This is a genomic window from Micrococcus sp. FDAARGOS_333 (genome assembly GCF_002206575.2).
GTDB classification, from domain to species: Bacteria; Actinomycetota; Actinomycetes; order Actinomycetales; family Micrococcaceae; genus Micrococcus; species Micrococcus lylae.
Window position 1 is genome coordinate 845,332 of sequence record NZ_NJFJ02000001.1, and the last position, 21,876, is coordinate 867,207.

Annotated in this window: 16 protein-coding genes; 9 read left to right on the plus strand and 7 right to left on the minus strand. The window is 70.7% G+C overall.

The genetic code is table 11. From position 1 onward, the window contains the following. Positions 1-22: 22 nt before the first annotated feature. Positions 23-271, minus strand: coding sequence for a hypothetical protein (locus CEQ11_RS03840; protein ID WP_067190449.1), 249 nt, complete (start codon positions 269-271; stop codon positions 23-25). Between the two features lie 220 nt (positions 272-491). Here CEQ11_RS03840 and CEQ11_RS03845 point away from each other — a divergent pair, with 220 nt between their 5' ends. Both CEQ11_RS03845 and CEQ11_RS03850 read left to right on the plus strand, forming a co-directional pair. Next, complete coding sequence (locus CEQ11_RS03845; protein WP_070638671.1) at positions 492-1,421, plus strand: ABC transporter ATP-binding protein; 930 nt, start codon at positions 492-494, stop codon at positions 1,419-1,421. A gap of 46 nt (positions 1,422-1,467) precedes the next feature. After that, a complete protein-coding gene (locus tag CEQ11_RS03850; protein ID WP_070638673.1) occupies positions 1,468-2,175 on the plus strand; it encodes an ABC transporter permease in 708 nt (235 codons plus the stop codon). A 276-nt stretch (positions 2,176-2,451) separates the two neighbouring features. On the opposite strand, the gene CEQ11_RS03855 is transcribed toward CEQ11_RS03850, so the two are convergent. The 3 genes from CEQ11_RS03855 to CEQ11_RS03870 form a co-directional block, all read right to left on the minus strand. After that, a complete protein-coding gene (locus CEQ11_RS03855; protein WP_088477794.1) occupies positions 2,452-3,603 on the minus strand; it encodes a VIT1/CCC1 transporter family protein in 1,152 nt (383 codons plus the stop codon). 284 nt (positions 3,604-3,887) lie between these two features. Then, a complete protein-coding gene (locus CEQ11_RS03865; RefSeq protein WP_088477795.1) occupies positions 3,888-5,252 on the minus strand; it encodes an aspartate aminotransferase family protein in 1,365 nt (454 codons plus the stop codon). Positions 5,253-5,472: 220 nt separating this feature from the next. After that, the gene (locus CEQ11_RS03870) at positions 5,473-6,666 is read right to left on the minus strand and encodes an alcohol dehydrogenase catalytic domain-containing protein (RefSeq protein WP_067190459.1); all 1,194 of its coding nucleotides are present in this window, start codon (positions 6,664-6,666) and stop codon (positions 5,473-5,475) included. 309 nt (positions 6,667-6,975) lie between these two features. Between CEQ11_RS03870 and CEQ11_RS03875 the strand changes: the two genes are divergently transcribed. The 5 genes from CEQ11_RS03875 (at position 6,976) to CEQ11_RS03895 (ending at position 13,662) form a co-directional block, all read left to right on the plus strand. Continuing rightward, complete coding sequence (locus CEQ11_RS03875) at positions 6,976-7,545, plus strand: XRE family transcriptional regulator (RefSeq protein ID WP_067190461.1); 570 nt, start codon at positions 6,976-6,978, stop codon at positions 7,543-7,545. 106 nt (positions 7,546-7,651) lie between these two features. Continuing rightward, complete coding sequence (gene speB, locus CEQ11_RS03880) at positions 7,652-8,659, plus strand: agmatinase (protein WP_067190463.1); 1,008 nt, start codon at positions 7,652-7,654, stop codon at positions 8,657-8,659. After that, positions 8,656-10,443 (plus strand): thiamine pyrophosphate-binding protein, encoded by a 1,788-nt coding sequence (locus tag CEQ11_RS03885; protein WP_088477796.1) that lies wholly within the window; start codon positions 8,656-8,658, stop codon positions 10,441-10,443. The genes speB and CEQ11_RS03885 overlap by 4 nt, the downstream gene beginning before the upstream one ends. A gap of 197 nt (positions 10,444-10,640) precedes the next feature. Next, entirely contained in the window at positions 10,641-11,768 is a 1,128-nt protein-coding gene (locus tag CEQ11_RS03890) for an intradiol ring-cleavage dioxygenase (RefSeq protein ID WP_088477797.1), read from the plus strand. 94 nt (positions 11,769-11,862) lie between these two features. After that, positions 11,863-13,662 (plus strand): FAD-binding dehydrogenase, encoded by a 1,800-nt coding sequence (locus CEQ11_RS03895; RefSeq protein ID WP_088477798.1) that lies wholly within the window; start codon positions 11,863-11,865, stop codon positions 13,660-13,662. 70 nt (positions 13,663-13,732) lie between these two features. Here the strand turns inward: CEQ11_RS03895 and CEQ11_RS03900 are convergent, their stop codons facing one another. Further along, positions 13,733-14,239 carry a pyridoxamine 5'-phosphate oxidase family protein gene (locus CEQ11_RS03900; RefSeq protein WP_369804910.1) on the minus strand — a complete coding sequence of 169 codons (507 nt, stop codon included), beginning with the start codon at positions 14,237-14,239 and terminating at the stop codon, positions 13,733-13,735. A gap of 52 nt (positions 14,240-14,291) precedes the next feature. Next, on the minus strand, positions 14,292-15,260 hold the full coding sequence (locus CEQ11_RS03905) for an inositol monophosphatase family protein (protein ID WP_067190471.1): 969 nt from the start codon (positions 15,258-15,260) through the stop codon (positions 14,292-14,294). 164 nt (positions 15,261-15,424) lie between these two features. Here CEQ11_RS03905 and CEQ11_RS03910 point away from each other — a divergent pair, with 164 nt between their 5' ends. Continuing rightward, positions 15,425-17,542, plus strand: a complete 2,118-nt coding sequence (locus tag CEQ11_RS03910) for an acyltransferase family protein (protein ID WP_180525359.1) — start codon at positions 15,425-15,427, stop codon at positions 17,540-17,542. Positions 17,543-17,764: 222 nt separating this feature from the next. Here CEQ11_RS03910 and CEQ11_RS12680 read toward each other — a convergent pair whose 3' ends face one another. After that, positions 17,765-18,235, minus strand: a complete 471-nt coding sequence (locus CEQ11_RS12680; protein ID WP_127913450.1) for a hypothetical protein — start codon at positions 18,233-18,235, stop codon at positions 17,765-17,767. A gap of 640 nt (positions 18,236-18,875) precedes the next feature. Here CEQ11_RS12680 and CEQ11_RS13340 point away from each other — a divergent pair. Further along, the gene (locus CEQ11_RS13340) at positions 18,876-21,872 is read left to right on the plus strand and encodes a helicase-related protein (protein ID WP_304442128.1); all 2,997 of its coding nucleotides are present in this window, start codon (positions 18,876-18,878) and stop codon (positions 21,870-21,872) included. Positions 21,873-21,876 lie beyond the last annotated feature (4 nt).

Consider the following 21,876-nt stretch of genomic DNA (forward strand, 5'->3'; position numbering starts at 1 on the left):
CAGTGCGTGGATCGGGTGCTCCTCAGGTGGCCGCCTGCCCCTGTCGCTCGACGGCCTTGTTGCTGGCCGAGAACGCCACAGCGGTCGCGACGACGGAGACGACCATGCCGACGATCAGCCAGGTGGCGTCGGCGGTGCCCCGTGCCGGGATCCAGGAGGTGATCTCAGAGGGCAGGATCTCAGGGATGGGCAGGTAGTGCAGCGTCAACATGATGCCGAATGCGGTGGCACAGAGGAGCAGGATGAATGCGATGGTCCGGATGGTCTTCATGGGAGCCTCCCGTGTCCAGGTCGATGGCTTGTACTCTTCTTCTCTCCGGTGGCCCCGATCCGCCGGGGGTGCCGCGGGACCGGAACGACATCCACCCTTCCGTCAGCGGTCCACCCTGCACCAGTGACGCAGCGTCACGCTTGCGCACCAACTCTGTCATGCCGCGCAGTGACGTGACCTCACTGCCGGGCAGGCAGTGCCCGTTGGTTGTGTGAGGGTCATGCAGAACACCACGCTTCGAACCACACCCGCCGCCCCCACTGCCGACGGCGTCCGTTCAGAGACGGTCGTCGAGATGAAGGACCTTCGCGTCGACTACGGAGACTTCACCGCCGTCGACGGGGTCGACCTGGAGATCCGGCGCGGCGAGTTCCTTGGTCTGCTCGGCACCAACGGCGCCGGCAAGACCACGACCATCGAGGTGATGGAGGGACACCGGGCCCCGACCGCCGGCTCCGTCCGTGTCTTCGGGCAGGACCCGAGCAACCGGTCCCTCCGCAGCCGAGTTGGGATCATGCTCCAGGAGAGCGGATTCGCCCCGGATCTGACCGTGCGCGAGACCCTCGCGCTGATCGGTCGTCTGACCCGGCGGGACGACGACGTCGACCGTGTCCTGGACCTCGTGGACCTCCGCCGGCGTCGGGACACCCGGACCGGGCAGCTCTCCGGCGGTGAGAAGCGCCGCCTCGACTTCGCCACGGCGATCTTCGGCTCACCGGAGCTGATCTTCCTCGACGAGCCCACCACGGGGTTGGACATCGAGGCACGCGACGCCCTCTGGCACGTCGTAGACCGGCTGCGTGACGAGGGCGCGACGATCCTGCTCACCACGCACTACCTCGAGGAGGCCCAGGAGAGGGCTGACCGCATCGCGCTCATGCACAGCGGCCGCATCCATCGGCAGGGGACGGTCGCCGAGCTCACCTCGGCCTCCCCCTCGACCATCAGCTTCCGGCTGAGCCGTGAGCTCACCGTCCCGTTCGAGGACGCGACGATCGCGCCCGGCGGCGGGGTCACCATCCCCACCACGAACCTCCAGGAAGATCTGTACCGCCTCCTGGTGTGGTCCCGCTCCCGCGATGTGGAGCTCGAGGGCCTGAATGTCGGAGCCAAGGGTCTCGAATCCCTCTTCCGCGCCCTGAACGCCTGATCTCACGTCCTCACGACCGACTCGACCACCACAAGAGGAGCCCGCAATGTTCGCCATCGCCCGCAGCGAGATGACACAGCTCGTCCGCAACCGCCTTGTCGCCGCCTCGTCGTTGTTCATCCCCCTCGCCTTCAGCGCGGTCCTGATCTTCAACCGCGAGAACTTCGGGGGTACCCCGGTGACGGCAGCTCTGATCCTGGTCACCGTGACCGCCATGGGCACTTACATCACGGCGACCACCACTCTGGCCTCCCGTCGCCAGAACCTGTTCCTGAAGCGTCTGAGGTCCACCGCGGCGAAGGACGCCTCCATCCTGAGCGGTCTCGTGCTGCCGGTCGCACTCGTGAATGTGATCCAGGCCGGCGTCATCGTCGCGGTTCTGTCTGCCGTGGGCACCCCTCCGGTGGGGGTCGCGGCCGTCGTGGCCGCCGTCGTCGTCCTGGAGTTGATGTTCGTGGGCGCAGCCATCGCGACGGCGGGTCTCACCAACTCCCCGGACCACGCGCAGGTGACCACGCTGCCCCTGTTCGTGGTCGTCCTCGGCGCGGCCATGTGGGTCGGTCTGACGGGCACGGAGGAGCTCACCGCGGTCAAGCGCCTGCTCCCCGGCGGTGCCGTGACCGAGCTCATCATCGAGGGATGGAGCGGCATGGCCCTGCATGAGACCGTCAGCCTGCTGCTGCCGAGCCTCGCCTTCGTCGTTGCGGCCTTCGCCGCGGCGAAGAGCACGTTCCGGTGGGAGCCGCGGGCCTGACGCCCGCACGGCCGCCTTCCGCTCCCGGAATCCTCTCGACTCAGCGGCCCGCTCCTCGAACATGTCCGGTGCGCGGCCAGGGCTGAAGCCGGCTGCGAAGCGCAGAGTGAGGGCAGGACACGGTGCGAAGCGCGCAGAGTGAGGGCAAGACACGGTGTTGAGATTGAAAAACGTGACCGTGTCGTATCCCCAAAGCGCGGGGTCTTATCCCCAAAGCGCGGGGTCTTGTCTCCAAAACGCCAGGGCCTCAGGCCCAAGAGCCAGGAGGGCGGGTGCTCAGCCCACCTGGGCGCCGAAGAGCAGGCCCAGCACATAGGTGACGCCGGCGGCGCCGAAGCCGATGGCGAGCTGACGCAGCGCGCGGGCCATCGGGGAGGAACCAGAGAGCACGCCCACCACGCCGCCGGTGAACAGCAGAGCGCCGCCCACCAGCACCAGCGCGAGCACGAGGGCGGTCATACCGGCCAAGCCGAACAGGTACGGGAGGATCGGGATGAGCGCGCCCACGGCGAAGAAGCAGAAGGACGAACCGGCGGCGGTCCAGGCCGAGCCGATCTCCGCGTAGTCGTCGGAATGGTCCACCGGGCCCTTCGAGCCGTCCGGGCGGGCGGAGTACTTCGGGTTGCAGTCGCAGTTCAGGTAGCCGAGGCGCTCGAGGGCGCGGTGCTTGGCGTCCTCCTCGGACATCCCGCGGGCGAGGTAGACGAGTTCGAGCTCGTTGGCGTCGATGTCCAGGTACTCGGCGGCCTCCAGGGTCACCTGGGTGGGAGAGGATGCCTCCAGCAGTTCGCGCTGGGAGCGGACGGACACGAATTCCCCGGCCGCCATGGACAGGGCACCGGCCAGCAGGCCGGCCACACCGGTGAACAGCACCACGGAGGGTGCCACACCGGTGGCCCCGATGCCCATCACCAGGGCCAGGTTGGACACGAGGCCGTCATTGGCGCCGAACACGGCGGCACGGAAGGAGCCGGCCAGCTGCTCACGGCCCCGGGCGGCAAGGCCGCGCACGACCTCCTCGTGGATCGCCTCGTCCGCGGCCATGCCCTCCGGCACGTCCGAGTCCTTGGCGTAGGGGCTGTCCGACTCGGCGCGCTGGGCCAGGGCCAGCACGAACACGAAGCCGAAGATGCGGGCGAGCCACCGCAGCAGCAGACGGTGGAAGGAGGGCCGCGGCGGGTTCTCCGCGTGCTTCCCGAGCAGGGTGCGCCAGTGCTGTTCGTGGCGCTTCTCCGCCTCCGCCAGGCCGAGCAGGATCTCGCGCTCCACGCCGTGGCGGCGGGCGGCGATGTCCCGGTAGATCTGGCCTTCGGCGATCTCGTCCGCGAGGTAGCGGCGCCAGCGGCGGATCTGCTGGGGCGTGGGGGCCGCCGAAGCCGCGGCAGCGGTGGCGTCGGCGGAGTCCGGGCCGTCGGTGGACGTGGACATGCAGTCTCTCCTGGGGAGTCGCGGTGGGGCGCCGGGACCCGGCGCACGCGGTGCCTGTGGCGCGGTCTGTCCAGGCCGCGGGCACCGGTCCATCCTAGACCCGCGCCCTGCGTGCCCGCCCTGCGTGCGCGTGCTTGGCTTGCGTGTCCGGGCCCGCCCGGCGTGCCCCTGCCGGAAGCACGCCCCGGGCACCCCGCGCGCCCGTGCCCGGCAACCAGCGCCGCACCCGTTCCGTAAGCCAGCACCGGGCGCTCGTCTTGTCAGCCGGCGCCGCACCCGTTCTGTCAGCCGGTCGCCTCGTCCGCCACACAGAGCGCCTCGTCCAGCACGTCCAGGCCGGTGTGCAGGTCCTCGTCGGACATGTTCAGCGGCGGGGCCAGGTGGATGCGGTTGAAGTTGGCGAACGGCAGCACGCCGCCGGCCTTCAGGGCGCCGACCACCCTGTTCATCTCCTCCGAGGACCCGCCGTAGGGTGCCAGCGGCTCCTTGGTCTGCCGGTCCTTCACCAGCTCCACGGCCCAGAAGGCGCCGAGGCCGCGGACGTCGCCCACGGACGGGTGCTTCTCCTTGATCTCGGCCAGGCGCGGGGCGAAGACCTCCCCACCCATCCGCTTCGCGTTCTCCACCATGCCCTCCTCGTGCATGGCGCCGATGGTGGCCACGGCGGCGGCGCAGGCCAGCGGGTGGCCGGAGTAGGTCAGCCCGCCGGGGTAGACGCGCTCGCCGAAGGTCGTGCGGATCGCCTCGGAGACGATGACGCCGCCGAGCGGGACGTAGCCGGAGTTGACGCCCTTGGCGAAGGTGATCAGGTCCGGGTCCAGGTCCCAGTGGTCCAGGGCGAACCAGGCGCCGGTGCGGCCGAAGCCGACCATGACCTCGTCCGCGATGAACATGATTCCGTGGCGCCGGCACAGCTCCCGGGCGCCGCGGAGGTATCCGGCCGGCGGGACGTAGACGCCGGCCGAGCCCGGCACGGTCTCCAGGATCAGCGCGGCGATGGTGTCCGGGCCCTCCAGCAGGATGGTGTGCTCCAGGTGCTCCAGCGCGCGCTCGGCCTCTTCCTCCTCGGTCTCGGCGTGGAAGTAGGAGCGGTACGGGTAGGAGGGCAGGAAGTGGACGGCGCCCTCGGTGGCGAGGTCGTTGGACCAGCGGCGTGGGTCCCCGGTGACGTTCACGGCCAGGTTCGTGCCGCCGTGGTAGCTGCGGTAGGCCGAGAGGACCTTGTGGCGGCCGGTGTGCAGGCGGGCCATGCGGATGGCGTGCTCGTTGGCGTCCGCGCCGGCGTTGGTGAAGAACACGTGCTCCATGCCCTCCGGGGCCAGCTCGGCGACGAGCCGTGCGGCCTCGGATCGGGCGTCGTTCACGTGGGCCGGGGCGATGGTGCAGATCTTCGCGGCCTGCTCCTGGATCGCCTTCACCACGGCGGGGTGCTGGTGCCCGATGTTCGTGTTGACCATCTGCGAGGAGAAGTCGAGCATGCGGTGCCCCTCGCCGTCCCAGACGGCTGAGCCCTCGGCGGCCACCACGGTCATGGGGTTCAGCGTGTCCTGGGCGGACCAGGAGTGGAACACGTGGGCGCGGTCCAGTTCGGCGGCGCGGCGGCCGGCGGCCTTCAGCTCCTCGGTGACGGGTCCGGTGGTCGGTGACATGGGTCCTCCTTTGTGCGGGGCGGTCCAGGCACGAGTATGACTCTGATCACGTCCGCCCGGGCAGAGGTGACCGTTCCTCGGACAGGGGAGGGGCCGTCGTCGGGAAGGAGGATGCTTCTCGACGACGGCCCCTCGCCTCACGGACGGAGCCTCACCGGCCGCCGGGCACGCTGCTGCACGCAACCTGATCTGCAGACGGCGGCGGCTCGTGCCTGCGCGCTCAGCGGGCGATCATGCCGTGGGGGTCGATGATGAACTTGTCCACGGAACCCTGGTCGAACTCCGCATAGGCCTGGGGCGCCTCGTCCAGGGTGATCACGCGCGGGTTGACCATGTCTGTCAGGTACGGCATCCGGTCCCACAGGATCGACATCATCAGCTGACGGTTGTAGCGCATGATGGGCGCCTGGCCGGCGATGATGTGGGGCGACTTGATCCAGGCCTTGCCGAAGTCCACCGGGAAGGTGCCCTCCTGCTCGGCCTTCGTCTCCGCGATCGGGTCCGGCCCGTAGATGCCGAGGATGCCCGTGGCACCGCCCGGACGGGTGATGTCCAGGACCTGGTTCACGGCGGCGATCGGCTGCATCTCATCTGACGCGGAGCCCAGGCCGTGGGCCTCGGAGCCGACGCAGTCCACCGCGCAGTCCACCATCGGCTCGCCGAGGATGTCGTTCACGGCGTCCTGCAGGTTCTCCGTGGTGGACAGGTCAATGGTCTCGCAGCCGTGCTTGCGCACCAGCTCCAGCCGGGAGGCGTCCTGGTCGCCCACGATGATGCACGAGGCGCCCAGCAGCCGAGCGGCGGCCGCGGCGCACCGGCCCACGGGGCCGGCACCGGCGATGTAGACGGTGGAGCCGGGCTTGGCGCCGGCCTCCATGAGACCGTGGAACGCCGTGGGGAGGATGTCCGAGAGCACGGCCAGATCCAGGATCTTCTCCATCGCCTGCTCCTGGTCCGGGAAGCGCAGCAGCTGGAAGTCGGCATACGGCACGAACAGGTACTCGGCCTGTCCGCCCTGGAAGTCGCCCAGATTGAAGCCGTAGGCGGCGCACGCCTGCTCCGGATTGGCGGTTTCACACACCTCGGTGCGGCCGGCGCGGCAGTTGCGGCAGCGGCCGCAGGCCACGTTGAACGGCACGGAGACGAGGTCGCCCTCCTTCAGAAACTGGACGTCGCTGCCGACCTCCAGCACCTGGCCGGTCATCTCGTGACCCAGCACCATGCCCTCGGGCACGGGGAAGGACCCGCGGTAGATGTGCAGGTCGCTGCCGCAGATGTTGGTGGCGACGATCTTGAGGATGACGCCGTGCGGGGCGGCGGAGCCGTCAGGCATCTGCAGGGTGGGGAAGTCCAGCTCGTCGACGCGCACGTCCTTGATGCCGTGGAATGCCACGGCGCGATTCTTGGTCGTCATGGGAACTGCTGCCTTTCTGTCTACAGCGGGGCCCCGGCGGGGCGAGGGACGGGGCGAACCCGACGGGGAGTCCCGGTCCCAGGCTGTACGCGAACACTAGGGGGCGGGCGGAGGCCGACGGAAGGGTTCCGCACCGCTGGCCGGGGCCGACGACGACGTGCCGCCGGTGTGTTGCCGACCACATGGCGGGGGTCTACGGTAAACAGGTGTTGCTCGACGGGCAACACGCGGCCCGAGCCACGCACGATGCGGGCTTGCGCTGGAACAAGGACGGGTGCGTAGACGCCACCGACGCGAGGAAGGAGCGCGATGAAGGTCCTCCCTCTCGAGGCCGCGCCGGACCAGGCGCTGATCGGCCGCCGGCTGCGCGCCCTGCGCGAGGCACGGCGGCTCACGGTCGCCCAGCTGGCCGAGGCGGCCGGCGTCAGCAAGGGCTTCCTCTCCCGGCTCGAGCGGGATCTGACGAGTCCGTCCGTCAGCACGCTCATCACCCTGTGCCAGGTGCTCGGCGCGAGCCCGGGCGAGGTCCTGGACGCCCCCGAGGTGACGGTCGTGCGCCTGTCCGACGCCCCCGCGGTCAGCCTCGGCGGCGAGGGCATCCGGGAGCGCCTGATCACCCCGCGCGGCCGCCGCGACCTGCAGATCCTGCGCGCTGACATCGCGCCGCGCGGCCGCGGGGAGGCGGAGCTGTACACGGTGGACTGCCGTGTGGAGGCGGTGCACGTGGTCACCGGCCGCCTCGAGCTGCGGACCACCGAGGCCGTGCACCTGTTGGAGGAGGGGGACACCGTCACCTTCTCCGGCCGCGAGCCTCACTCGTGGGCCAACCCGGACGACCGTCCCGCCGTCGTGCTGTGGACCCTCGTGGGCCACGCCTGACCCCTCCCGGCGCCCCCGCCGGAGAGACCAGACGGACCCGATCGACCAGACCAGACCGAACCAGGCAAGACCAGACCGAACCGAACCACCCAGAGAGGACATCCAGATGCTCGAGATCCCCCGCGTCGAGGAGAACGGCCGCCTCGGCCCCGTGAACTCCGCCCTCGTGCCCCGCTTCGGCGGCGCCCCCACCTACGCCCTGCTGCCGCGCCTGGACGAGGCGCAGGCCGCCGGCATCGACCCGGAGATCAAGGTGGTCGGCGTGCCGTTCGACGCCGGCGTCTCCTACCGCCCGGGCGCCCGCTTCGGCTCCGGCCACGTCCGCCAGTCCTCCCGCCTGCTGCGCCCGTACAACCCCGCCACGGACACCTCCCCGTTCGCCCAGGCCCAGGTGGTGGACGCCGGGGACATGGCCGTGAACCCCTTCAACATCAACGAGGCCATCGAGATGATCCAGCAGGACGCTATGGACCTCACCGAGGACGGCTCCTCGCTGATGACCATCGGCGGCGACCACACCATCGCCCTGCCGCTGCTGCGCGCCGCCTCCGCCCGCGCCGGCGAGCCGGTGGCCCTGCTGCACTTCGACGCCCACCTGGACACCTGGGACACCTACTTCGGCGCCGAGTACACCCACGGCACCCCGTTCCGCCGTGCGGTGGAGGAGGGCATCCTGGACACCGAGGCGATCTCCCACGTCGGCACCCGCGGCCCGCTGTACGGCAAGAAGGACCTGGACGAGGACCACCGTCTCGGCTTCGGCATCGTCACCTCCTCCGACGTCTTCAGGAAGGGTGTGGACGAGGTCGTGGACGCCCTGCGCCAGCGCATCGGCGACCGCCCGCTGTACATCTCCGTGGACATCGACGTGTTGGACCCGGCCCACGCCCCGGGCACCGGCACCCCGGAGGCCGGCGGCATGACCTCCCGCGAGCTGCTGGAGATCCTGCGCGGCCTGCGCGGCATGAACCTCGTCGGCGCCGACGTGGTGGAGGTCGCCCCGGCCTATGACCACGCCGAGATCACCGGTGTGGCCGCCTCCCACGTCGCCTATGACCTGATCACCCTGATGGCCGACCGTCGTGCCGAGCAGGCACAGGAGGAGACCGCATGAACGCCGCAGACGCCCCGCGCCGCAACGGCGGGGACCTCGCCGTCGAGACCCTCACCGCGCTCGGTGCACGCACCGTGTTCGGCATCCCGGGCCAGCACGCCCTGGGCCTGTTCGACGCCCTGTCCCGCTCCTCGCTGGAGTTCGTCTCCAACCGCGTGGAGAACAACGCCGCGTTCGCCGCGGACGGCTACGCCCGCGCCACCGGCGAGGTCGGTGTGCTGTTCCTGTCCACCGGCCCCGGCGCCCTGACCTCCCTGGCCGGCCTGCAGGAGGCCTACGCCACGGGCGTTCCCATGGTGGTCATCGCCTCCCAGATCCCGCTCTCAGGCCTGGGCGCCCGCCGCAAGGGCATGATCCACCAGCTGGACGACCAGAAGGCCTCGGCCAAGAACGTCACCAAGGCTCAGCACACCGTCCACCACGCCTCCGGCATCCCCTCGGCCATCCAGGACGCCTGGGCCGAGGCCATCACCGTGCCCCAGGGGCCGGTGTGGGTGGAGATCCCGCAGGACGTGCTGCTCGGCGAGGTCCAGGTCCCGCCGGTGCGCGACGCGCTCGCCGTTCCCTACGAGCACCCGCCGCGCGCGGAGCTCGTGGAGGAGGCCGCCCGCTGGCTCGGCGGCGCCGAGAAGGTCGCTGTCGTCGCCGGCGGCGGTGTGCGCCGCTCCGGCCGTGAGGCGATGGAGTCCCTGAAGCAGGTCGCCGAGCATCTGCAGGCCCCGGTGGTCTGCTCGCCCGGCGGCAACACCGCGTTCCCCTGGGAGCACCCGCTGTCCCTGGGCGCGTGGGTGGAGGACCGCTACGTGACCGAGGTCCTGGAGGAGGCTGATGTTCTCCTGGTGGTCGGCTCGTCCCTGGGCGAGGTCACCTCGAACTACTTCACCCTGGAGCCGCGCGGCCGCCTGATCCAGATCGACGCGGAGCCGCGCGTGCTGGAAACCAACCACCCGACCCTCGGCATCCGTGCGGACGCCGGTTCGGCCCTGGCCGCCCTGGCCGCCGCCCTGCGTGGCGAGGTCCTCGAGCCGCACCCGTACCTCGAGGGGCTCAACGTCCTCGGCATGAAGTCGATCTCCACCGAGCTCGCGGTGCCGGCACGCGAGGCCGACGCCGCCGCCTGGGGCGGGAAGTCCGCCCGGCAGAAGGTGGCCGAGGTCAACGCCCGCGTGACCGCCCGCCTGGACGCCCAGGACCTGAGCCGTGAGCGGCAGTTCATGGAGGACATCCGCGCCGCCGTGCCGGAGTCAATGCAGACCTTCTGGGACATGACGATCGCCGCGTACTGGGGCTGGAACTGCTGGGACGCCCGCTCCGGGCAGTTCCACTCCGCGCAGGGCGCCGGCGGCCTCGGCTACGGCTTCCCCGCCGCCTTGGGCGGTGCGCTCGGGCTGGCACAGCAGGGCAAGACCGGCATCGACGGCCGCGTGCTGGCCGTGGCCGGCGACGGCTCCTCGATGTACTCCATCGCCGAGCTCGCCGCCGCCCGGCAGCACAACGCCGCGGTCACCTGGCTGATCATCGACGACGGCGGCTACGGCATCCTCCGCGAGTACATGGAGGGCGCCTTCGGCCAGGCCACCGCCACCGAGTTGGACCGCCCGGACTTCGCGAAGCTGGCCGAGTCCTTCGGCATCCCGGCCGAGACCGTGGCCGTGGAGGACGTCCGCGAGGCGCTCGAGCGGAACTTCGCCGCCGAGGGCCCGAACGTGGTTGTCGTGCAGACCACGCTCGCCATGTGGGCCCCGAGCCACCTCGGCGAGGCCCCGGAGGTGCCGGTGGCCTGACGCCGGACGCCTACGTTCTGCCGCCCCCGCCACGCCTTCCGGCTGCGGGGGCGGCAGGGCGTGGGGTGCAGAGTGCATCGGTGTCACGTCCAGGAACTTTCGAAGGATTATCCTGCTCTGCTCCTGTAGGAGCACCGGAACAGTCCAGGTGCTGCGCGCAGACTGAAGTCCACGACTTCCCATGAAAGGACCCTGCCATGACAGCGCGCCGCCCCTTCCCCTCCGCCTCCGAGGGCACCGCCCCTGATCCCTCTGAGGCGGCGAAGCGCTTCGAGGGGCGCCTGTTGCACCGGCAGGGCGAAGACGTCGAGGACCAGGGTGCCGCCTTCGACATCGGCACGGTGGTGACCCGCCGCAATGCCCTCGGCGTGTTCGGTGCCGGTGCCGGCGCCCTGCTGCTCGCAGCCTGCGGAGCCGGAGCCTCCGAATCCTCGTCGTCGGGGTCGTCCTCCTCGTCCGCTGCGGCATCGTCCTCCACCTCGGGTGCCGCCGCGTCCTCTGCCTCCGGGAAGGACTACACCGAGATGAACACGGAGACCGCAGGCCCCTACCCCGCAGACGGCTCGAACGGGCCGGATGTGCTGGAGGAGTCCGGCATCGAGCGTGCGGACCTGACCTCCAGCATCGACGGCGGCGACGCGGTGGACGGTGTGCCGCTGACGCTGACCCTGAACGTGATCGACATGGCGGAGGACAACGCGCCCATGACGGGGGCGGCGGTCTACATCTGGCACTGCGACGCCGAGGGCCGCTATTCCATGTACTCCGACGGAGTCACGGACGCCACGTGGCTGCGCGGCGTCCAGGTGGTGGGCGACGACGGCACCGTCACCTTCACCACGATCATCCCGGGCTGCTATGCCGGCCGATGGCCGCACATCCACTTCGAGGTGTTCCCGGACAAGGCGTCCATCACGGACGCCACCCATGCGGTGCTCACCTCGCAGATCGCCCTGCCCAAGGAGGCCTGTGACGCCGTGTATGCCGAGTCTGCGTACACCGGGTCCGCAGAGAATCTGGCCAACGTGTCCCTCGATACGGACAACGTCTTCTCCGACGGGTATGACCAGCAGCTGGTCGCTCTCACCGGCTCGGTCTCCCAGGGCTATACCGGCACCGTGGACGTGCCGATCGACACCACCACCGAGCAGCAGGAGCCGTCCATGGGCGGTGGGCAGGGCGAGGGCGGCCCCGGTGGTCCCGGCCAGCAGGGCGGCCCCGGTGGTGCCGGCGGCCAGGGCGGCCCCGGTGGTGCCGGCGGCCAGGGCGGCCCCGCCGGTGCCGGTGGCCAGGGCGGAACCCCGCCTCAGCCGCCGACCGACTGAGGCCCGGCCGGGGCGGCCGCCCGGACCTCCCGCGGCTCGGCGGCCGCCCTGCCGTCCGGGAGCAGGCACCTGTGCCCTCCTCTAGGCTGTCTGTATGACTGAGACCCCCGCCACATCCTCCTGCGGAGTCGCCCTCGGCGGTCAAGGCCGGGCCACGGGTACGGACCCCTCCTCGGCCTCCGCCCAGAGGTCCTCCGCGTCCACCGTGCGCGGTGCGGACGCCGTGGTCCTGGGGCATGGCCTGGCCGGGCTGGTGGCCACGGTGGAGCTGTTGGAGGCCGGCCGTCGTGTGGTGCTGGTGGATCAGGAGCGCGCCGCAGACCTCGGCGGCCAGGCGTACTGGTCCTTCGGCGGCCTGTTCCTGGTGGACTCGCCGGAGCAGCGCCGGCTGGGCGTGAAGGACTCCGTGGAACTGGCCTGGTCCGACTGGCAGGCCACGGCCGGCTTCACCGGCCCGGAGGATGCGCTCCCGAAGGCCTGGGCGGAGGCCTATGTGCACTTCGCCCACCAAGAGAAGCGGGCGTGGCTGCGCGAGCGCGGCCACCGGCTGTTCCCGGTGGTCGGTTGGGCCGAGCGCAAGGTCCCGGCTCCGGGGGTGGGCGGCAACTCCGTGCCGCGCTTCCATATCAGCTGGGGCACCGGCCCGGGTGTGGTGGAGCCGTTCTCCCGCGTGGTGGAGCAGGCCGCCTTCGACGGCCGCCTCACCTATCTGCCCCGTCACCGCGTCACTGAGCTGCTCACCTCCGGCGGTGCCGTCACCGGCGTGGCAGGCCAGGTCCTGGCGGACGACGACGGCGCCCGCGGCACCGCCTCGAACCGCACCGTGGTGGGGGAGTTCCGCGTCGAGTCCGTGGCCGTGGTGGTGGCCACCGGAGGTGTGGGCGCGGACCATGAGCGGGTCCGGGAGGTCTGGCCGGACCGCCTCGGCCCGGCCCCGCAGGACATGCTTTCCGGCGTGCCGGAGTATGTGGACGGCTCCGGCATCACGGTGGCCGAGCGGGCCGGTGCTCGCCTGCTGCACCCGGACCGCATGTGGCACTACACCGAGGGCATCAAGAACTGGGACCCGATCTGGCCCGGCCACGGCATCCGCATCCTGCCCGGCCCGTCTTCGCTCTGGCTGGACGCGACTGGCCGGCGTCTGCCGCATCCGCGCTGGCCCGGCTTCGACACTCTCGGCACCCTCGGTGAGCTGCGCGGTGCCTCGGCCTCGGCGCCGCAGGGCGTCCGCACGGACCCGGCCGGCGAGTGCTCCTGGTTCGTGCTGAACCACAGGATCATCGGCAAGGAGTTCGCCCTGTCCGGGGCGGAGCAGAACCCGGATCTGACCGGTCGCTCCGTCCGCCAGGTCCTCGGCCGCGTCACCCAGGACATGCCGGGCCCGGTGCGTGACTTCCTGGAGAAGGGAGAGGACTTCGTCACCGCGGACACCGTCTCCGAGCTCGTGGCGAAGATGAACGCCCTGGTCCCGGAGGGGCCGCGGGTGGATGAGGACGCCGTGCAGGCCGCCGTCGCCCAGCACGAGGCCGGCGCCGAGAGTCCTGGCGCGGACCCGCAGCTGGACGAGGTCCGTGCGGCCCGGAAGTACCTCGGGGACAAGCTGATCCGCACCGCGCCCCCGCACCGTCTGACCGACCCGAAGGCCGGCCCGCTGATCGCCGTGCGCCTGCACACCCTGACCCGCAAGACCCTCGGCGGCCTGCACACGGACCTGCAGTCCCGTGCCCTGGACGCCGGCGGCCAGGTCATCCCGGGCCTGTATGCCGCGGGTGAGGCGGCCGGCTTCGGCGGCGGAGGCATGCACGGGTTCCGTGCCCTGGAAGGTACGTTCCTCGGCGGCTGTCTGTTCTCCGGCCGCACCGCCGGCCGGTCCGCGGCCGCCGAGACCGCCTGAGCCCGGACTCCTTCACACGCAAGGCCCCGGTGAGCCTGTGCTCACCGGGGCCTTGCTGGTGTCCGGCTGATCAGTCGTTCGGGTGGGTGCCGTCGCGCTCCGGGTGGGTGCCGAAGGCGAAGTGACGGCCGGTCACAGAGGTGATGTCGACCTCCACGTAGAAGTCCTTGAGGGTGGGGACCCACGGGGCGATGCAGAGGGACTCGGCGTGGGCGATCTCCGCCTCGGTCTCCAGCCTGCGGGCGGTGCCGCGGGCCAGGACGGACCAGGCCTGGTCCGAGAGGATGCCGTCCGCCTGCAGCACCACGCTCGGGTTGATGGTCAGCTCGGCGAGCTTGGAGCCCGGCGCCGTGCGGAAGTAGGCCTTGCCCTCGCCCCAGGCGACGTTCACGGGCACGATGTCCGGCTCCCCGTTCACGGCCAGGCCGAGGCGGGCGTGTTGGGTGCGGCGCAGCAGCTTCCAGCACTGCTCCTCGGACAGGACCAGAACCGGCTCCCCGTCGGCGTGCTCGAACATCATCGGCGAACCCGACTCGCGGGCGACGTTCATCATGGACGGCTTGTCGGTGTCAGTCATGCGGGGACCTCCTCGCTGCCTGTTCCCAGGCGATCTGGTTCCTCTCCCCAGTCTAGGTCCCGGCGGTGAGCCGCGTCCGGATGATGTCGTCCAGGACCCGCAGGGCTGTGGGGGCGCTCCGGCCCGGGGCCAGGGCCAGGGCGAACGGGGTCGTGTGGTCCCCGCCGACCCAGGTGCCGCCGGCGGCGCGCAGCAGGTGCACGCCGGCGGCCACGTCCCACGGCTTCGTGTCCACGTAGAGGGCCGCGTCTGCCCAGCCGGCCGCCGTGTACGCCAGCTCCAGAGCGCCGGAGACCGTCCGCCGGACCGTGGCGTAGGTGCGCACCAGCTCGCCGAACCGCTCCAGCGCCGCGGACCCCTCCAGGGCCAGGGCCTCGCCGGCAGGGTAGGAGGTCACCAGGTTCAGGCCGTGCTCGCCGAGTGCCGCGTCCGGGGCCGGGCGGGCCGCCTCGGCCAGGGGACGTTCGTCCGTCACGACGACGGCACCGACCTGGCGCGCGTCGCTCGCCTTCTCGGGGCTGTCGGGGCAGGGTGGGGCAGCGGTGTTGGGGGAGGGCAGCCGGAGGGCGGCGAGCCAGGCGCCGGTGTCGTCCGAGGAGAACACCTGCCCCGCGGCCGGATCCGCGATCGCCGCGGCGACGAGCTCGCCGTCCACCTCCGCGGCGATCGAGACGGAGAACATCGCGAAGCCGTGCGTGAAGTTCGAGGTGCCGTCGATCGGGTCCACGATCCACCGCAGCGGATGGTCCGGGTCCCCGTGGGCGCCGGTCTCCTCGCCGAGGACCTGCGACCCCGGGACGGCGTCCGTCAGGGCGCGCACCAGTGCGGCCTCGGTGGCGCGGTCGTACTCGGTGACCAGGTCGTGGTGGTTGGTCTTCAGGCTCGGGTGGGCGGCCGTCGTCGGGACACAGGGGCCGGCGCGGAAGGCGGCCCGCAGGGCCGGCACGCACCCGGCGGCGGCGTCCACGGCGACCCGCCGCAGGACGGCGGGGGAGGGGGTGGAGGGCAGGTCGCGGGCCATGCGTCCACAGTAGTGAGACGTCGCACGAACGCGTGCACGCGCGGGCGCACTGTGAGATTCTTGGAGACTGTGGTCCGTCTCCGCCGAGGGCGGCCGCGCCCTCGTCCGTGCCGGAGCATCGCCCCGCGCGGGCGTTCCGTCCCCCGCACGTGAGGAGCGTCCCCTTGCCTCGTCCGGTCAACAAGTCTGCGGCCTACTATCCAGGTCTGGACGGTCTCAGGACGATCGCCGTGGGCCTCGTGGTCGCCTACCACATCGGCGTGCCCGGAACGAGCGGCGGCCTGCTCGGCGTCGGCGTCTTCTTCACGCTGTCCGGCTTCCTCATCACCATGCTCCTGCTCAACCGCTGGGAGAAGCACGGGGACCTGGACCTCAGGCACTTCTGGATCCGCCGCTTCCGCCGCCTGCTGCCGGCGGTGGTGCTGCTGCTGATCGTGGTGATGGTGGCCACCATGGTCGTCCACCCGGACAAGCTCGGGGACCGCGGCGAACAGGCGTTCTTCGCCCTGATCTACGTGGCGAACTGGCACACGATCTTCACCGGCGGCTCCTACTTCGAGCAGTTCGACGGGCCCTCCCCGCTGGACCACCTGTGGTCCCTGGCGGTGGAGGAGCAGTTCTACGTGGTGTGGCCGCTGCTGCTGCTCGGCATGCTCACCCTGTTCAAGGCCAAGAAGGACGGCGAGGGCACCGGGGCCGCGTTCGCGAAGGCCGCCGTGACCACCTTCGTGCTGGGCGCGCTCTCCTTCGTCCTGCTGGCGATGCTGGCCGACCCGACCGGCGACTCCACCCGCGCCTACGAGGGCACCGACACCCGCGCCGGCGGCCTGCTCTGGGGCGCCGTGCTGGCGATGCTGTGGCGGCCGAAGAAGGTCGCGAAGATCCAATCCGAGAAGGCCCTGTGGACCCTGGACATCCTGGGTGCGCTCGGCGTGGCCGGCATCCTCTACCTGGCCGCCACCACCGACCAGCTGGACCACAGCCTCTACACCTGGGGCATCGCCGCGCTGACGGTCTCCACGATCCTCGTGCTGATGCCGCTGATCCACGCCCAGTCCTGGACCAACCGGGTCCTCGGCATCGCGCCGCTGCGCTGGATCGGCGAGCGGTCCTACGGCATCTACCTGTGGCACATGCCTGTGGTCGCGTTCCTGCCGGAGCGCACCCTGTACGGCCAGGACGTGTGGCGCGGCCTGGTGGTCGTGGCGCTGACCGTGGTGTTGGCGGAGCTGTCCTGGCGGTTCGTGGAGGACCCGATCCGCCGGCACGGCTTCCTTCCGCTGATCACCGGCAAGGCCCAGCGCAAGGCCCGTGCCCAGCGCGCCGAGGTGTCTGAGGGCGACGTCCGTGCCTCCCGCGCCCAGGTGGAGCAGACCCCGGTGCCGAAGGTCGCCGGCCGCGGCGTGCTGGCCGCCGGATCCGTGGGCGTGACACTCCTGGCGATCGGCGCGATGGTCGGCATCGCCGCGTTGCCGCAGAAGTCCGTGGTGGAGATCGCCCGGGAGGAGCAGGCGAAGCAGGCCGAGACCTCCGCCGGGGAACCGGACGGCGAGGGTGCCGTGGCGTCGCCGACGCCGACGAAGCCCGTGGCCCGCCCCGCCGCGACCGAGACGTCCTGTGAGACCGTGGTCCACATCGGTGACTCCACGTCCATCGGCCCGTCCAACAACTCCCTGACCATGGTGAAAGACCCGGCCAAGCGCATCACCGCCCAGTACGAGGCCGTGGGCGTGCAGACCGTCGTCGAAGAGGTGGCCGGAGGCCGCTCCATGATCGAGACCCTCGAGCCGTCCGAGCTCAACCCCGGTGAGAAGGGCACCAACGCCCCGGACACCATGCGCGAGCACGCCGGCGAACTCGGCGAGAACGGCTGCTGGGTGGTCAACGTGGGCCTCAACGACGCCGCGAACATGGCCAGCCAGGACGACTTCTCCAGCACCGAAAAGCGCATCGCCGGCGTGATGGAGGCCTCCGAGGGCAAGCCCGTCCTCTGGGTCAACGGCATCACCATGCCGTGGACCAACAACCCGCACTACGCCAACGAGAACATCCAGAAGCTCAACGCGTCCCTGGTGGAGGCCACCGACCGGTACGACAACCTGCGCATCTACGACTGGTCCGCCGACGCCACCCCGCACCCCGAGTGGTTCCTGGAGAACGACGCGAACCACAACAACGCCGAGGGCTCCGAGGCCAAGGCCGAGCACATGGCCAAGGCCCTGGTGGCGGCGTTCCCGAAGGACGAGGACCCGGTGGAGGAGAAGGTCGTCCGCGTCGAGTGACGAGGCGTTGGGTCCCCGGCGTTTTCGTTCGGGAAACCGTCGAGTCCCGGGGCGCTTTCGTTCGGGAAACGGTCGAGTTCCAGGGCGCTTTCGTTCGGGAAACGGTCGAGTTCCAGGGCGCTTTCGCTGACGACACGGGAGGCGCCCGGACGGGGACAGCCGAGACGATCAAGGGCGGGACGAGCTGCAGCTCGTCCCGCCCTTGCGTGCTTTCCGGCCAACTCAGAGCAACGTCAGCTGGGCGACCCAGAGACCGTAGGTCTGGGTGCTCGTCGTCTTGCCCTTGGCGTTCTTCTCCGTCGCCGGGATGTTCTCGACGAAGGCGAATCCGAATGCCTCCAGCAACCTCTGCGCTGGCACGTTGGACTGATGAACCACGGCCTGCACCAGCACCTCGGACGGCGCCGAGCCATCGACGTGGCCAGTGGCGTCGTCCGCGACGCAGTCGAGGGCCTCTGCGAGGACTTCATTGCCAAGCCGGGAACCCTGGCTCTCGAACGCGACGGCCATGAAATCGACTGTGTAGATCAGATGTCTTCCTGACGCATCGGCAGAGGCAACCGGTCCGCTGACGACGGTGACTCCCAGGAGGGCTCCCTCAGGCTCGGCGTATCCGAGCCTCATCCGCTTGTGTCGATTGCGCGCGAAGTTCCACCGGCGTAGAGACCTCTGGACTTCGAGCGCCCATGGCATGGAGTGGACCTTCTGCCGCCGAAACCTGTCGAAGGTCGTCCCGTTGGGATCGGCGCACGTGAAGGTCTTCAGATCACGATGGTGCCGTGTACTGCCTTCGACCCATTTCATAGCGCCGGCAGCAGAAGGTCAGGAGCTCCGGAGCTTTGAGGAATCCACCGAGGGCGCCGCGGCGCGCAGTCGCTGAACGTAGGCAGGGTCCGAAAGCCGAGCGTGGGCGACCCTGAGGGCCTGCGAATATGCGGTCTTCTGCTCAGCGCGCTTGCGCTGGATCTTGCGCATGCGGGAGCTGACACGGTTCCGCTGTGCTCCCGCAGTGGTGGGCTGCGAGGTCATGATGGGCTCTCTGGGGTGGTGGGTGGTGATCGCGGAGGCGCGGACGGTGTGCCCTGGCGATGTCGAGCCAGTCTATCCGCGCGGAGATCATCAGGCGAGGGATCCGGCGGGACTGTGGATACCACAGATGAGAGAACCCAGTACTCGTTATGGAGACCGGCCAGGGTCTTCGACCTCCTTCCCCGGATCTTCCCGGCCCACCTTTCCGCCCCCACCATTCCGCCCCCACCTCCCCGTCGCCCGGCCCTGCGTCCTTTGCATAGAGTGAGTCTCACCCCTGTCTCTCCCTGACGAAGGAGTCCCCGTGACAGAGACCGCTGAGCTTGCCGTTGCGCCGGGATCGGTGGTCGTCGTCCGTGATGAGGAGTGGCTCGTCACCGGCGTCGAACAGACGCAGGACGGTGTGCTCCTTTCGGTCCGCGGCCTCACGGAGCTCGTTCGGGACACGCACGCCTCCTTCTACCAGCGCCTCGACCACATCCAGGTCCTGGACCCTGCGGCCGCCACGGTGGTCGGCGACGACTCCCCGTCCCACCGCACCTCCCGCCTCTGGACCGAAGCGACCCTGCGCAAGTCCCCGCTGCCGGTGAACGACCAGTCCATCACCGTCTCCGCCGAGTGCCTTGCGGACCCGTTGCCGTATCAGCAGGAGGCGGTCCGCCGCGCCCTGGACCCGGCGAACCTGCGTCCTCGCATCCTCCTGGCGGACGCGGTCGGCCTCGGCAAGACCCTGGAGATCGGCATGATCCTCTCCGAGCTGGTCCGCCGTGGCCGGGGCGAGCGCATCCTGATCGTCACCCCGCGCCATGTGCTCGAGCAGATGCAGCATGAGATGTGGACCCGCTTCGCGCTTCCGTTCGTGCGCCTGGACTCGCTCGGCATCCAGCGGGTGCGCCAGCAGCTGCCGGCCACCCGCAACCCGTTCTCCTTCTTCAAGCGCGTGATCATCTCCATCGACACCCTGAAGTCGGACCGCTATGTCCAGCACCTGCGCCACCACCGTTGGGACGCGGTGGTCATCGACGAGTCGCACAACATCACCAACTCGTCCACCCAGAACAACCGCCTCGCCTCCGTCCTCGCCCCGCAGACGGATGCCCTGATCCTCGCCTCGGCCACCCCGCACAACGGCAAGGCCGAGTCCTTCGCGGAGCTGATCCGCCTGCTGGAGCCGACGGCGGTCCGTCCGGACGGCACCGTGATCGAGGACGAGGTGGACCGGCTGGTCCTGCGCCGCCACCGTCACAGCCCGGAGGTCGCCCGGGTGGTGGGCGCGGCCTGGGCAGAGCGCAAGGAGCCCCGCAACCGCCTGGTCCCGGCCTCCCCGGAGGAGGACGCGGTCGCTGCGGAGCTCGCGGATGTCTGGTTGCACCCGGCCGCCGGCCGGTCCCCACACTCCAAGGGTTCCGGCCTGTTCCCGTGGACCCTCGCCAAAGCCTTCCTCTCCTCCCCGGCGGCCCTGGAGGAGACCATCGCGGAGCGCATCTCCCGCCTGCACCCGGAGAACCACGCCGAGGCCCAGGAGATCGAGCACCTCAGCCGCCTCCGCACCCTCAACCAGGCGTCCCTCACCACGAACTCGGGCAAGTACGGCGCGCTCCTGGATCACCTGTCCACCATCGGCGTCGGCCCGAAGAACCCCACGCGCGCGGTGGTCTTCGCCGAGCGGATCGCCACGCTCAGCTGGCTGGCGGACAAGCTCCGCAAGGACCTGAAGCTCCCCAAGGACGCCGTCCGCATCCTCCACGGCGGCCTGAATGACCAGGAGCAGTTGGAGATCGTGGACTCCTTCAAGCAGGCCCATTCGCCGATCCGCGTGCTCGTCACCGGGGATGTGGCCTCGGAGGGCGTGAACCTGCACCTGCAGTGCCATCAGCTGGTGCACTATGACATCCCGTGGTCCCTGATCCGCCTGGAGCAGCGCAACGGCCGCGTGGACCGTTACGGTCAGCGCACGCCTCCGCAGATCACGGCGCTGCTGCTCGAGCCCACGCACCCGACGTTCTCCGGGGACCTCCGCGTCCTCACCCGCCTGGTGGAGAAGGAGCACGAGGCGCACACCACCCTCGGGGATGCCGCCTCCCTGATGGGCCAGTACGACGTCGAGGCCGAGGAGAAGGCCATCCGCAGGGTCCTTGCCGGTCAGGCGGATCTGGACGCGGTGGTGGACAGCCCGGCGGAGGTGGCTTCTCGCCCGGGCCCCACCGGCATGTTCGCGCGCTTCGCGGCCAAGGCCGCTGCGCGTCAGGCCGGAACCACGACGACGGCACCGGCCTCCGCCTCGCCCCTCACCTCGTCTTCGTCGGACTCGGCCAGCGCGTCGCCCACCTCCGCCCCGCCCACCTCCAACACGCCCGGCTCCGCCCCGCCCACCTCCACCAGGTCCGGCTCGTCGGCCGAGGTCACCGCCACCTCCACGCTCGAGCCGCTGACCTTCCTCAGGGAGGGGCTGCTGCAGGTGTTCGAGCGGCCGGAGCAGGCGCCGGCCGAACGCGGCGGCGGCGTCCTGTGGCGTGAGCACGCGAACGAGCACATCGCCTCCCTGGTCCCGCCGCCGGATCTGGCGGGCCGCCTGGACGTGCTGCCGCAGTCCTACCTGAAGGACCGGCACGTGAAGGAGAAGTTCACGTTGGCCACCACCCGGCAGAAGGGCAAGGACCTGCTCGCCAGGGCTCTGGCGGACACCTCGGACTCCACGTGGCCGGAGGCCCACTTCCTCGGCCCGCTCCACCCGGTGTTGGACTGGATCAGCGACCGCGCGCTCGCCTCGCTCGGCCGCAACGAGGTCTTCGCGGTCCGCGGCACGGTGGAGCATCCGACCGTCCTGCTCAACGGCACGCTCACCAACCGCGCGGGCCATGTGGTGACCTCGGCCTGGCTGTCCGTGGCCTTCCCCATGGGCCAGGACGGCTTCGCCCTGGTGGATACCCGCGCCTCTGCCCTGGAGCTGCTGGACTCCGTCGGCCTGTCCGGCACCGTCTCCAACCCCGGCGCCGTGGCGGACCCCGCATCCTTGACCGCCTACATCCGCCCGGCCGTGGAGAAGGCCCGGGAGCAGCTGCGCTCGCTGGTCTTCCCGGCCGCGGAGGCCGCCGCCCAGGACCGCGTGGACCAGTGGGTCCGCCGCACCGCCGACTGGGACGAGGAAGCGGACGCCCTCGTCCAGCGCGTGCAGGTGCAGCAGCGCCGCGTGTCCGTAAAGGACCAGGAGAAGATGGCCCGCGACCAGTCGCCGGCGCGCCAGCTGGTGCGCCCGCTGCTGCTCGTGGTCCCCGCCGACCACCCCGTGCAGGAAGGCTGACGTC

Excerpts from the sequence above, each read along its gene's own strand:
- CEQ11_RS03855 (WP_088477794.1), bottom strand. The coding sequence starts at position 3,603 with ATGTCCACGTCCACCGACGGCCCGGACTCCGCCGACGCCACCGCTGCC.
- CEQ11_RS03850 (WP_070638673.1), top strand. The coding sequence starts at position 1,468 with ATGTTCGCCATCGCCCGCAGCGAGATGACACAGCTCGTCCGCAACCGC.
- speB (WP_067190463.1), top strand. The coding sequence starts at position 7,652 with ATGCTCGAGATCCCCCGCGTCGAGGAGAACGGCCGCCTCGGCCCCGTG.
- CEQ11_RS03875 (WP_067190461.1), top strand. The coding sequence starts at position 6,976 with ATGAAGGTCCTCCCTCTCGAGGCCGCGCCGGACCAGGCGCTGATCGGC.
- CEQ11_RS03840 (WP_067190449.1), bottom strand. The coding sequence starts at position 271 with ATGAAGACCATCCGGACCATCGCATTCATCCTGCTCCTCTGTGCCACC.
- CEQ11_RS03845 (WP_070638671.1), top strand. The coding sequence starts at position 492 with ATGCAGAACACCACGCTTCGAACCACACCCGCCGCCCCCACTGCCGAC.
- CEQ11_RS03905 (WP_067190471.1), bottom strand. The coding sequence starts at position 15,260 with ATGGCCCGCGACCTGCCCTCCACCCCCTCCCCCGCCGTCCTGCGGCGG.
- CEQ11_RS03890 (WP_088477797.1), top strand. The coding sequence starts at position 10,641 with ATGACAGCGCGCCGCCCCTTCCCCTCCGCCTCCGAGGGCACCGCCCCT.
- CEQ11_RS03900 (WP_369804910.1), bottom strand. The coding sequence starts at position 14,239 with ATGACTGACACCGACAAGCCGTCCATGATGAACGTCGCCCGCGAGTCG.
- CEQ11_RS03885 (WP_088477796.1), top strand. The coding sequence starts at position 8,656 with ATGAACGCCGCAGACGCCCCGCGCCGCAACGGCGGGGACCTCGCCGTC.
- CEQ11_RS12680 (WP_127913450.1), bottom strand. The coding sequence starts at position 18,235 with ATGCCATGGGCGCTCGAAGTCCAGAGGTCTCTACGCCGGTGGAACTTC.
- CEQ11_RS03865 (WP_088477795.1), bottom strand. The coding sequence starts at position 5,252 with ATGTCACCGACCACCGGACCCGTCACCGAGGAGCTGAAGGCCGCCGGC.
- CEQ11_RS03895 (WP_088477798.1), top strand. The coding sequence starts at position 11,863 with ATGACTGAGACCCCCGCCACATCCTCCTGCGGAGTCGCCCTCGGCGGT.
- CEQ11_RS03870 (WP_067190459.1), bottom strand. The coding sequence starts at position 6,666 with ATGACGACCAAGAATCGCGCCGTGGCATTCCACGGCATCAAGGACGTG.